The following is a 13170-nucleotide window of genomic DNA, read 5'->3' on the forward strand; positions in this document are numbered from 1 at the left end:
TTTTATTCTAAATAATATAAATTTAATTTTTCAACAATTACTTTCTAGTTCAATTATTTCATCGCAAAATCCTAATAACGATTTTTTGTGGCTAACAATGATTATGGTCACTTGGCGCTTTAGGTTTTTAATAGTTTCTATTAAAGATTCTTCAGTCTTTACATCCAATGCACTTGTAAATTCATCAAGAATTAGCAAATCGCCACCTTTATATAAAGCTCTAGCAAAACCTATTCTCTGTTTTTGACCTCCACTCAACAAAGCCCCTCTTTCTCCAACATACATATTTAAACCATATTTGGTGTTGCGAATTAATGAATCAAGTTGTGAATTTTTTATTGCTTTTAATAATTGCGCATTGTCTATTGAGTCCTTATTTATTCCAAATGCAATATTTTCTTGTATTGAATTATCAGAAATAAAGATTTCCTGTGGAACATGAGAAATTCTTGGGAACCATTGCTTCGTATTTCCATTCTCTCCAAATAATAGTTCCACTCCATCTACTTTAACGGAACCTTTTTGAGGTTTAATCAAGCCCATTATTATATCTATAAGTGTACTCTTGCCAGATCCTGACTTGCCAATAATTCCAAGAACTGAGCCTTTTTTTATATTTAAATTTAAATTTTCAATAATATATTTAGGGTTATTTGAATACTTAAAGGAGATTTTTTCTAAAGAAATTTCTTCTTCAAATTTAAGAATTTTTCGAGATGAGGCGTTAATAAATTCCTGACTTTTACCAGTATGTTTTAATATCTCAACTAAATCTAATATTGAATCTTTATTAGTAGAAAGAATGACAAAAGAGGAATAAATTTGTTGTATTACTGGAAGAATTCGCTGCATTCCAAATGCAATAGATCCTAATAAAGGTATTATTGATAATTCATTGCCTATATTTTCTTTATACAAAATTGAAGTTACTAATAAAAATATAATTCCAAGAACTTCTAAAATATACTTTGGTGAGCCAGCTATAAAATAACTTCTTGCATCTATTATTCTTAAAGACCGATCATTAAAAGTAAATATTTTTAAAAAATAATTTTGACAATTATCAATTATAATATCTCTAATAAATCCAAGCCCTTCCTGTATTGATTGTGTTTGCGATCTTATTAAAAAAGATCTCTTTTTGCTGATGACTCCAAGTCTTTTTCTAAGTATTAAAGCGAGCAGTAAATAAAATAAGAGAATAGAGGCTAATGTTGCTGTTGTGATAAAAATATTTATTCCTATTAGTGTAGTGAATATAGAAATTAGAATTATTGCTGAACAAATTATATTTATGATGCTTCTTATAGAATCTATTGCTGAATCAATTTTCGTAACAATTAAAGATATCATTTTACTTGTATTATTTTCTAAATGAAATTCATATGGTCTATATAGAAAACTTGAAAATGTTTTTACTCCTAATTCATTGCCAATAAGTGCGGAAATGAAATCATTTAAATATAAAATTAATAATCTAATTAATGCAGATAATGTTAAAAATAAAAGAAAAACGATAAGCATAAAGGTTAACTTATCTAGACTTAAAAAACTAAATTGTAAATCATAAATATTTCTGAGAATGTTATTTTCAATCTTGCTTTGTGGATTAGCTAGTATTTCTAAAAAAGGAGCAATAGATGTGAGAGTAAAGATTTCACTTATTCCGCTTATAATAATTAGTATGCTTAAAAATCCGAGTTGACGTTTCCTTTTATTTGAGATATATTTCCATAAATTAAAAGATAAAAAAACATCTAAAAAATTATTTTTTAAAGCCATATTCATTGGATGTAATAATTAACATACAGCGATATCAAAAATCCTATTACAGTCTATCTTTAAATGACCTTTCTGTAATAAATTTTTTTAATATAAAATCAAAAAATTATTACTTGGTAAATTGATTTGATAATAAATTTTTTAATCAAAATGTATAATAAAATTGAAAATAATTTTGCTTTATGAAAGCTTCTATTTCAATAATAGTTCCCTGTTATAAAGCTAAAAATAAAGTAGGTAAATTTATAGATGAAGTTTTTAGAGTTAGAGATGCAATATCAGACTCATGTAAACTTTTTGTTTATCTTATTGATGATTGTTGTCCAGATAAAAGTTTTAAGGAAGTTGGTAAAAGGGAGGGACTATTTATATTTCACTTAGGCAAAAATCAAGGCGTTGGTTTTGCTACTTTTTTTGGGTTCAAAAAGGCACTCCAGGATAAGCATGATTTTTTTATAAAAATGGATGCTGATGGACAACATCCAGCAGATTATTTATTTGATTTAATCCCTTATCTTTTGACTATTTCAGCTAACAAACTTGTCCTTGTCAAAGGTAGTAGATTTTGTATGCCTGTTTCAAATATTGAATCACCTTATTTCAGAAGATTAGGCTCTTATTTTCTTGAACCTTTGGCAAGAATCTCATTATCGTATAAAGGCTTAACTGATATAGCTAATGGGTTTATTTCATTGAATAAATTGACTCTTCTATATTTAATTTCTCCAAAATTTTCTCAGAAAATAGAAAAGCGTTATTTATTTGAATCTAGTCTTTTAAAGGCTTGTAGTAATCTAAACGTGGATATTCATGAGTTTCATATGGAAGCTATCTATGGTGAAGATTGGGAAAGTGCTATGAATAGCATAGATATGATTGTACCGATTTTAAAATTTTGGATCTTTTCAATAGCAAGAAGAATAAATCAACATTATTTTTTAAAATTAAATCTTGGCACACTTTTTTTTATTGCTTCATTTATTAATTTTTTAATAGCATCTATATTTTTTATTTATAAAATATATCCAAGTATTATCAGTCAAAAATTTGTTTCAGCTGGAAATGCTAATGCATTTGTTGGTTCTATATTAATTACAATAATATTTTTTATTTTTTTTGTTTTCTATGACTTATCAAATAGAAAGAAAGTAAGAAAAATCTATTTTAGAAATCGTATCTAAAAATCAAATTTTTTTAAATCTTAATTATACAGCAAAATAATTTTATAAATCTCAACTATTTTTAATAACTTGTTTAAGTTAATACTATAATTGAGTATTGCAATTAAACTTTTGTCTAGATCTTTTAAAAATATTCTCATAACAGGCGGTTCAGGCTTTATTGGAGGAGCTTTGGTAAGGTATTTTTTAGAAAATACAAATTGCAATATATTTAATTTAGATAAATTAACTTACGCCAGCAACCCAGAGAGTATAAATCAATTTATAGATAGCAATAAATCTATAGATAGAAATAGATATAAATTTTTTAAGGCTGATTTAAATCATTTTTCATCTACAAAAGAGATAATTTCATTATCAGAACCAGACATTATAATGCACTTAGCGGCTGAAAGTCATGTAGATAGATCAATAAAAAATCCAAGCAGTTTTATATCAAATAATATTTGTGGAACTATAAATTTACTTGAATCTGCTACTGAATATTGGAAAACATTAAGTTATGAAAAATCTTCAAATTTTCTATTTCATTATATTAGTACGGATGAAGTATTTGGTTCATTAGATGAGGAAGGATTTTTTTCAGAGGTATCAAAATATAATCCGATGAGTCCTTATTCCGCATCTAAAGCTTCATGTGATCATCTTGTAAGATCTTGGCTAAATACATACGGACTTCCTTCGATTATTACTAATTGCTCAAATAACTTTGGTAAATGGCAAATCCCTGAAAAGTTAATTCCATTAACAATTTATAAATGTTTAAATCATCAGAATATCCCTATTTATGGAAATGGTCTTAACGTTAGAGACTGGATATATATTGATGACCATATTGAGGCTTTATTGATATGTGTGCGAAATGCAAAAGCTGGAGAAACTTTTTGTGTTGGAGGTAACAATCAGTTATCAAACATTAATGTTGTTAAATCTATTTGTGAGGATCTAGATCAAAAAATTCCATGGGATAAATCTCATAATAGTCTTATTAATTATGTTAAAGATAGAGCTGGACACGATTTTAGATATGCCATAGATAATGCAAAAATATCAAAAGATTTACATTGGAAGCCAAGGTATAAATTTAAAAATGCATTATCTTCCACAATAGATTGGTATTTATTAAATCAAAATTGGTTGAATGAATCTTTTCTTAGGATTAATAAATTCTAAATTCATTTCAGGAGAATTTATTCCATTCAGGAACTAATTTTGAGAGGGACATCAATACTTTAGATTTCTCGTTAATGTCAAGATTTTTTTTCATAAATTTTAATTCATTAATTAGTTCTTTAAATGGCCATGAATTTTCAACAGCTCTAAAAATTAACGGATGATTGGTTTTTTTTGCTTCAGCATTTATAAGTAGTTCTTCAAACAATTTTTCTCCTGGCCTTAAACCGGTTTCAATTATTTCGATATCTCCATTTGGATTTGAATTGTTTTTGACTTTCAAACCACTAAGTTTAATCATTTGTTCTGCTAATAAAATTATTTTAACTGGCTCTCCCATATCAAGTAAAAAGACATCCCCACCTTGCGCCATAGATGATGAAATTAAGACTAATTGAGTTGCTTCAGAAATTGTCATAAAGTATCTCACTATATCTTTATGCGTAAGTGTAACTGGACCACCATTAAGAATTTGTTTCTTAAATAATGGGACAACCGAACCAGAAGATGCAAGTACATTTCCGAATCTCACCATAGAAAATAAAGTCATAGGGTAGTAACGATCATTCGAACTTTTCTTTTTTTCTTCTTCTGCATATCCTTGAATTATCAATTCAGAGAGTCTTTTAGATGCCCCCATTATATTTTCTGGTCTTACTGCTTTATCTGTTGATATTAATATGACTTGTTCAATATTTGTATTTACTGCTGCTTCACAAACCGTCTTGGTGGCAAAAACATTATTTTCTATACCAGTCATAGGATTATTCTCTACAATCGGTACATGTTTATAAGCAGCTGCATGAAAAATAATATTGACTTTATAAGTTTCAAAAGTTTCTTTCAATAATAAATAATTTTTTGCAGATCCTAAAACTGGAACTATAGTAGTATCTTTCGGGACTTTATTTTTTAGTTCTTGATTAGTTTGATAAAGACTTGGTTCATTATTATCAATTATGATTAAGTATTTGGGATTAAGACTTATGATCTGATTACATAATTCAAAACCAATTGAGCCTCCCCCTCCAGTAACACATATAGATTTGTTTTGTATATTTGGTTTTATAGTGCTGATGTCTATCTTTATTGAATCTCTTCCTAATAAATCTTCTATTGATATAGGTTCTAGTGAATCAATTTTTGCTTTTCCTGTCGTTAAATCATCTAATGATGGTATTTGCATTACTGAAATATTTTTATTTTTTGCAAGTTTTATAATTGATCGCCTTTTGGATTGACTCATACTGGGCTTGGCTAATAATATCTGCTCAATATTACTTATACCTTCAAGAAACTTTTCAGATTTTATTGGAATATCCCAAATTGTTCTTCCCCATAAAGCAGGGATGTCCTCAATAAAACATACTATTTTGTTTCTACCAGAAACTTTTAGTGCTGCGACGAGTTGGACTGCGGCAGATCCTGAACCATATATCGCTACTCTTTTACTATTTTGTAAATTTGCATTATCAAAGTTTATTAATAAATCTCTTGCGGCAAATCTAAAAAGTGTTGATAGTAATGATAATGTAATCCAAATAAGTATCCAACTACTTTTAGATGGTCTTGGAAGACCTAATATTTCACTAATAAATGCTATTAGAATCAATAATATGCCATTTCTGCTTGCTAAAGCATAAAAAGATTTTGCCCCTACATATCTTGTTAAACTCTGATATTGATTGCTGAATAGATAGAAAGGTAATCCTAGAAAAATCAAAGAGGGAATTAACCACTTACTAATATAAATAAGAGGGTATATGCTTTCATTTTGTAAAACGAAGAAAACAATTAAAACAGAAGAAATAATTAAGATGGCATCTAAAAAAATTAAAATGAAAAGTCTGCCTTTTTTTCCTATTTTTTTAGAGTGAAGTAATTTCCTTATTTTTTTCATGATCAAAATTATTCAAAGATATGAGTTTACTTTAAAGTTTTTATATTTCTTTAGAAATAATTAACTTTATATTATTTTATTTTTATGATAACTCACTTAATGCTTTGGAGACAATTGTATCAATCTAAAAGTCCCATTTATTTTTAATGAAGAAATTGATGTCTTCATAAATTCTAATTAAAAAAGTCTTTTTAAAATATCTATGATTAGATCCAAAAAAGAAAATTATTTATTTTTTATTTTCATCAAAAATAATTTTTTAAAAATTTTTTTAAAAACATATTTCAACCAATCATAAAGTAATTTTATAACAATAATTTTTGAGGGATATTCATTGATTTTTTGAAATTGTTGTTTAAATAAAAGAATCCATTTATTGACTATATATTCTTGCTTTGATGAGAAATAGTTGGCAATATTATAACTTAGGTCTTTCAAATTCTCTTTTTCAAGAGTATTCAAATTTAAAAAGAATTTTATTTTTTTAACTATTTCTTTATTGCTTTTGATTGTTAGAGGATAATTAAATCTCATTGCATCATAACAACCATAGTTTTGAGATCCTATAACTGGAATTGATAAACTCATCCACTCAAGAATAGATGCAGGAAATGCCTCGCCATAGCCTTCTGGATTCACTATTGCGATGTCACATCTTGACATCAATTTATATCTTTTTTGATCTAACGTACCATGAAAAAAAACTGTACTATCTATTTCTTTCCCAATCATTTTTTCTATTAAATTCCCATATTCCAATGTTGTAGGAATTTTAGAATGATTTTCATCAAACCCGTATAAATTTGTACCCCCAATCACTTCTAATCTTGGTTGTAAATCTCTTGCGTAACACAAATCTAAAATATCTCTCCAATATCTCGCTATTTGATGGAATCCTTTACTAGGTACTAAAGCTCCCATATAACCAAAAGTAATATTGTTCTTAAAATCATTTAATCTATTTTTTTTATTTTGATTGATTAATTTATCAAATATTGCACTTTTTCTAATCCTTCTCGCACAAAATAAATTTTCAATATGATTGTGGTTTCCTGCAATAAAATAATTTGATATAAACTGTGATTTGCCTACAGATACAATCTCTGCATTTAATTTTTTTGACTTATTTATTTTGTCATAATCAAATGGATGATGTATCCACGCTATTAATCTTTTTGTATTAAGTCTTATATTTTGTTTTAATAAAAAATCAAAAATATCACCAGAAATCAAAAAAATATCACAAAAATAGTTTTCTAATTGATTGAAATTAATAACTTCCATTCCATTAAAATTTTTTTCATCAAAGTTTTTAGTTATGAGTGAAACTTTAATATCGCTTTCTTCTAGTTGGTATTTTTGGTGAAGCTCAAAGGCAAGCCTTATTGCTGAATAAGTTGTCCCTCCAAATCCAGGATTAACTTGTGCAGGCAGCAACATATTTTCCAAAATTTTTGACTGTTCAATATAAATTAATAATTTCATGTCAAGATTAAAATTAAATTTTTTTTTGTAATTTATTTACTTCGTTTATTAAAAATTCTACCCGTTTTTTTACTGTATGATTCTGATTTACTATGTAAGAGGCAGTATTAGCTATCCTTTGTATCTTTTTTGGATTCAAAATAAGTTTTAAAATCTCAAGTATTAAAGATAATCTATTTTCATAAAAAATTATGCTTTCATTATGATTAAAAATATTTTCAAGTCTTTTTTCTTTTGGTAATTTATTAGTAATAACACAACATCCACAGGCACTTGCTTCAAATATTCTTCGTGTTATTTCAAACCATCTTGCATATTGAAAAACTATTTTAACGTTGTTATAAAAAAGCGTATTTTCTTCATCTCTCAATCGTTTATTTTGAAAATTATTTCGAAAAAGTATTTTAAGCATAGAAGTATATTTTCTTTTGCCAGAAGAAGTTCCAATTAATATCTTTCTATCTTGATAATTATTTTGGTAAAAAATTTTGCTATCAGCCCAATGCGTAAACCAATAACAATTAAATCCTTTATTTTTCCAATATAAAAATGATTCATAATCTGGAGATAGTGATATATCTGATAATGCCGCCCTGATGTAATTTAATGGTCGAGTTTGTGGTTCATCTCCAAGTTCGTTAATTATAAGAATCTTTGGAAATTGTTTTTTAAAATTTATTAATTCCTTGTCTAAGTAATCACTATATCCAGAATAAAAAATAAGTAAAACTGTTATTTTATTCTTTTTTATATATTCATTATTTGGTAACTTAAACTCTAAGGGGTTATGGAACTCTTTTCTTTTTAAACTTATTCCTTGTGACTCTAATTCATTGGCAAATCCAACAGGTAAGCTCCATTTTTCGTTTTTATCATGATGATAAAGAAAACACCAAGAAGAATTATTTTTCAATTTTTTTTTTTTCTAATAATATCATCCAATATTTAGTTTAAGTGTTTTTAATTATTTCAACATTAAAATTTGAAAATGTACTTTTTAATTCTATTTTTAATATCTCTATTGTTTTTGTTTCTTTTCATTCCTTTTTCTCATAGATACATACTTGATATGCCGAATGAAAGAAGTTCCCACGTTAAATCAACACCAAGTGGTGGGGGAATAATATTTATATTAATAATTTTATTATTTTCAATAATTACTAAAGATTATAAATGGCTTTTAACAATTCCATTAGCTTTAATAGGATTTTTTGATGATGCATTTAAATTATCATATAAATTTAAATTATTCTTTCAAATAGTATTCTCTATCTTAATTTTTTATTTTAATAATAATTTATTCTTGAATAACGAATACCAATTTTTTATAATCCTTGGATTTTTATTTTTTGCTCTAACTATAGTCAACTATATTAATTTTATGGATGGGATTGATGGTTTAATATGTGGTTCTTTTCTAGTCATAACAATAAAATTTTGTGTGACGAATCATTATCCTGCATATTTCTTAATACCCTGTTTAATATCATTACTTATCTTTAATTGGAGTCCAGCCAAATTATTTTTGGGCGATACTGGAAGTCTATTTCTTGGAGGAGCTTTTTTAATAATGTTATTAAATCAGCCAAATATATCAGAAGCAATAAAGTTTTTATTTTTATTAACGCCTTTCATCCTCGATTGTACTTTCACAATTATTGGCCGCGCATTTAATCATCAAAATATACTTTTGCCACATAAACTGCATTTATATCAAAGATTATATCAATCAGGTTTAAGTCACAGTAAAATCTCTCTCATATATATAGGTTCTGTCTCATTGCTATGTATTAATCCAATTTATAACAATATAATTCACCTTGCTTTTGTTTCTTTGATAATACTATTATTAGGTTTCTTTTTGAACGCCAAAGTTGCTAAGGAATTTAAAAAATAGGTTCTTAAAATTCTATATAGATACGAAAAAATTGGTTTTGGAATAACTACTCTAAATAAAAAGTTTATAACTATAGATAATATAAAATCAAATCTACTATATAAATTTTGTTGATAATTAAAACTTAAACATCTGTATATATCTTTGTAAACTAATAATCCTCTCCTTCTGGAATTAAATCTTGGATCTATATCAATAGAGACTAAAATCTGATCAATTACCTTTATCTTTAAATTGTTTTTAATTATTTTGCCCATTAAAACCCAGTCTTCGGCTGTTCTTAAACTGGGGTATCCACCAATTTCTAAAAAAGATTTTTTCTTGATAGCTAATGTAACATTATTAAAAGGAGTTTTATAAGCTATTAATTTCTTTGCTATGGCAAGATTTGGACATGATTTTCTAACTAATTTAGTTGATCTTGGTCGAATCTCCTCAATATTTCCAAAACAAGCATCTCTATTCTTAAGTGCATTTAATTGTTTTTTTATTCTTTTATTTGTATTTATATCTCCTGAATCTAGAAAAATTATATTTTCACTCGTTGAAAAAATTACACCACAGTTTCTTGCATATCCTGGCCCAGAATTATTGAATTTGTAGACAACAATAAATTTAGATTGAAGAAAATGTATATTTGGCAAATATTCTGGAAAATTTTTAAATCCATCTATTACTAAAATAATATTTTTTATAAATTTTTCTTCATCTATTAGAGAATCTAAGGATTTAATTAATTCTTTTTTCTCACTTTTTTCCCAAATTGGAATTATGATATCGCAATATTGCATTTACCTTAAATAAGAAAAAATCTTGAGTATTTTATTTATTAAATTTATAAAAATCCCTTTCAGACCAAAATATCTAAAACATATGAGTAAATTTTCAAAATTTTTTCTGAAAATTGAATTCGAACTTATTCCTGATTCTGCTTCAAAAATTAAATTTATCTGATAGTTTATATTATTCTTACATTTTTCAAGGTTTATTTTATTAATCCTAATGTAATTCATGAAATATTCATAATCTGATGAGATTTTATATTTTGTAGAGTATCTTAGATAATTATTTTTGAATATTATTGCATTATGGCAATAGGGCATTCCAAGGTACTTATTTCTAAATAATTTTGTTTCTAAATTGTTGGATAATTTATAATTTATAAAAATTATATTCTCATTTAAAAGATTTATTTTCTGATTATTTTCTGATTTTAATATATCTCCAGATCCTAAAACTAAATATGAATCATCTATTCTTATATTATCAAGTCCTTTATTAATTGCGTTATAAATTCCAGGTTTTTTTATTGAATAAGTCAATAAATCATATGTTTTTGTTTTGTTAAAACTTTTTAAATTTTCTATGATTTCTAATTTTGAACTATAATGAATCAATAAGTGAGTTACCTTAAAACCAACTTTGAGTTTTTTTAAAGATTCTATAGTTTCTTTTAATCTTTTAATATTATTACCTTTAAAAGGAGTAATTATATATAAGTCTTTAATATAATTCATTGAATAGTTAAATTATATACTTTCTCATACAATTTAAAATATTCATGAGATACAACTTCATAAGACCATTTTTCTAAAGCTCTTTTTCTCGCATTATCACTAAACTTCTTTATTAATTTTTTGTTTTCTATTAAAGAAATAATCTTCCTAGACATTTCTTCACAGTCATATTTTTTAATTAAAAATCCTGTGGATTCATTTAATACTATATCTTTTAATCCAGATGTATCAAAAGCTATTACAGGGGTTCCGCAACTATGAGCTTCACTAGCGGTTTGTCCAAAGGATTCTAACCTAGAAGGAATTACCATTAGATCAGAAGCAGAATAAATTTTTGCTAAATGTCTTCGATCCTTTATTATTCCTAAGTTTCTTATGGGTATTTTATTTTTAAATTGAGAAGGAGCTAATTTGCTACCAAAGATTAAAACTTCGATTTCGTTAAAGTCTTGAGGTAATTTTTCAATTATTTTTTTAAATAAATCAAATCCTTTTCTTGGATCTTTTGAACCATCTAAAGCACCAAACAAAATAACTTTACTTTTTTTATTTATCCCTAATATGGATCTTGCTTGATTAGCCTCAAAAGGTTTGAAAATGTTTGTATCAAGAGGATTAGGTATAACTTCAATATGGTGTTTATTCATTAATTCTGACTTTTTTACATTATTAGCCATCCATGTGCTTGGACAAACTATCGCCATATAATTGTTCCATGAATCTTTTTTTCTTCTTAAACACCAATTGTCTACAAGTTTCTGTAATTTATATTTTTGATTAATTTGATTTACTTTTTTTTTAAAAATAGGATAGTGAGCTGTTTTTTGATAAGGCCATGAGTCATGGAATGTCCATATTATTGGTTTTTTGATCTTACCGATTGATTCAATTGATAGCATCTCATGCTGAACCCAGTGGAGATGTACTAAGTCAATATCATAATTGTTTATTTCTTTATAAAGGTAATTTGGAAGAATCGATAGAGAATGAAAATTACTGTCTTTATATGCTAAAAAATTAATAATTTTTCTTTCTAAAAACATTTTAATTAAAACTATTATTTTATTAATGTAACTGGGGCCATAAATTGATTGGTCATTTTTATCAAATAATCTATTAACACGCATTGAGCTTTTAATATTTAATTTTTTATTCTGAAAAATGCTCGAATGAATTCTTTTTGCAGCTATTCCTGCTCCGCTTTTGTCATGGGTATGAGATAAGTGAATTACTTTCATTAAAAAAAATTATTAAATTTATTAAATATAATTTTTAAAATAATTTTAATCTTAATTATTATTTTTTTAAAATTAATTTTTATCCATAATTTTGTAAAAAGTTCAGGACCAGAATAACAAATTGCATCAGTATATTTATCTATTTCAATGCTGCGGTGAATATTTAAAGGATGTTTTAATGGAAAAACTTTGCTAGTGAATCTTTTGTAACTTTTTAAAGCTTCATTGGGATTTCCATATCTTGTATGAGTAGCTTCATCATCAAAACCAATATTATAAATAAGATTTTCTTTAGGGATAATACTCAACCCTGAATTAATAAAACATGTATAACTCCACTGATAATCCCATGTATTTGGTTTTGAATGGTAATAAATATTATCAAGAGTTTTCATCCAGAAAACTTTTTCTCTTTCTGAATCAAATATTCTGTTAAGTACTCCTTTCGACTTATAAGCTGGCCAATCTAAAATATCTCTATCATATTTTGACCAACATCTTTTCCATGTGGCCCAACCCCAACAATGAGAATATTTACTAAAAAAATATGAATCTGGCTCAATAGGTTTTTCTCTATGTATATTATTTCCTGAAATGCTCCATATTCTTTTGTCATCCTCATATTTGTCTAATAATTCATCACAAAAATAGAAAAAATCTTGATGAGGCAAACAATCATCCTCAATAATAATGCCTTTCTCTACATTATTAAAAAACCATGAAATTGCATTACTAACTCCTATTTTACATCCTTGGTTTATTTCAGAAAATAAAGTTTTTAGTTCACAATCCCAAGTTATATTTTCCAATATTTTTTTTCTAGTCAAATTTACTTGAAACTTTAAAAAATCGTCATTATTATTTGCTCCATCACAGGCAATATAAAAATATTGTGGTTTTACTTTTTTAATTGCATTAAGAATTTTTAACGTTTTATCTGGTCTTTTCCAAGCAATAAGCAAAATTGGAGTTTTAAATTTTTCTTTTTTCATAATAT

The 13170-nt window shown here is 26.0% G+C and carries 11 protein-coding genes; 3 read left to right on the plus strand and 8 right to left on the minus strand.

Annotated features, from left to right (window positions below):
• Window positions 1–30 precede the first annotated feature (30 nt).
• Window positions 31–1782 carry an ATP-binding cassette domain-containing protein gene (locus EV01_RS07960; protein WP_032518560.1) on the minus strand — a complete coding sequence of 584 codons (1752 nt, stop codon included), beginning with the start codon at window positions 1780–1782 and terminating at the stop codon, window positions 31–33.
• A gap of 182 nt (window positions 1783–1964) precedes the next feature.
• Here EV01_RS07960 and EV01_RS07955 point away from each other — a divergent pair, with 182 nt between their 5' ends.
• Entirely contained in the window at window positions 1965–2963 is a 999-nt protein-coding gene (locus tag EV01_RS07955) for a glycosyltransferase family 2 protein (protein ID WP_032518316.1), read from the plus strand.
• 111 nt (window positions 2964–3074) lie between these two features.
• Window positions 3075–4136 carry a dTDP-glucose 4,6-dehydratase gene (rfbB, locus tag EV01_RS07950; protein WP_032518459.1) on the plus strand — a complete coding sequence of 354 codons (1062 nt, stop codon included), beginning with the start codon at window positions 3075–3077 and terminating at the stop codon, window positions 4134–4136.
• A 7-nt stretch (window positions 4137–4143) separates the two neighbouring features.
• Here the strand turns inward: rfbB and EV01_RS07945 are convergent, their stop codons facing one another.
• The 3 genes from EV01_RS07945 to EV01_RS07935 all read right to left on the minus strand — a co-directional run bounded on the left by EV01_RS07945 (window position 4144) and on the right by EV01_RS07935 (window position 8434).
• Entirely contained in the window at window positions 4144–6036 is a 1893-nt protein-coding gene (locus EV01_RS07945) for a polysaccharide biosynthesis protein (RefSeq protein WP_032518561.1), read from the minus strand.
• A 225-nt stretch (window positions 6037–6261) separates the two neighbouring features.
• The gene (locus EV01_RS07940) at window positions 6262–7521 is read right to left on the minus strand and encodes a glycosyltransferase (protein WP_032518318.1); all 1260 of its coding nucleotides are present in this window, start codon (window positions 7519–7521) and stop codon (window positions 6262–6264) included.
• A 13-nt stretch (window positions 7522–7534) separates the two neighbouring features.
• Window positions 7535–8434, minus strand: coding sequence for a glycosyltransferase (locus EV01_RS07935; RefSeq protein ID WP_032518562.1), 900 nt, complete (start codon window positions 8432–8434; stop codon window positions 7535–7537).
• Window positions 8435–8548: 114 nt separating this feature from the next.
• On the opposite strand from EV01_RS07935, the gene EV01_RS0108740 reads away from it, so the two are divergent.
• Complete coding sequence (locus EV01_RS0108740; protein WP_032523267.1) at window positions 8549–9418, plus strand: hypothetical protein; 870 nt, start codon at window positions 8549–8551, stop codon at window positions 9416–9418.
• Here the strand turns inward: EV01_RS0108740 and EV01_RS07930 are convergent.
• Genes EV01_RS07930 through EV01_RS07915 form a run of 4 tightly spaced genes read right to left on the minus strand, consistent with a single transcriptional unit; the run spans window position 9337 to window position 13165 of the window.
• The gene (locus EV01_RS07930) at window positions 9337–10209 is read right to left on the minus strand and encodes a glycosyltransferase (RefSeq protein WP_032518321.1); all 873 of its coding nucleotides are present in this window, start codon (window positions 10207–10209) and stop codon (window positions 9337–9339) included. The genes EV01_RS0108740 and EV01_RS07930 overlap by 82 nt on opposite strands.
• Window positions 10210–10935 (minus strand): hypothetical protein, encoded by a 726-nt coding sequence (locus EV01_RS07925; RefSeq protein WP_032518322.1) that lies wholly within the window; start codon window positions 10933–10935, stop codon window positions 10210–10212. It lies immediately after the preceding gene.
• Window positions 10932–12173, minus strand: coding sequence for a glycosyltransferase (locus tag EV01_RS07920; RefSeq protein WP_032518323.1), 1242 nt, complete (start codon window positions 12171–12173; stop codon window positions 10932–10934). Before EV01_RS07920 ends, EV01_RS07925 begins: the two co-directional genes overlap by 4 nt.
• Window positions 12173–13165, minus strand: a complete 993-nt coding sequence (locus tag EV01_RS07915; protein ID WP_050496436.1) for a hypothetical protein — start codon at window positions 13163–13165, stop codon at window positions 12173–12175. The genes EV01_RS07920 and EV01_RS07915 overlap by 1 nt, the downstream gene beginning before the upstream one ends.
• Between the last annotated feature and the right edge of the window lie 5 nt (window positions 13166–13170).

Origin of the sequence: Prochlorococcus marinus str. MIT 9401 (assembly GCF_000760095.1) — a bacterium.
Lineage (GTDB): Bacteria > Cyanobacteriota > Cyanobacteriia > PCC-6307 > Cyanobiaceae > Prochlorococcus_A > Prochlorococcus_A marinus_I.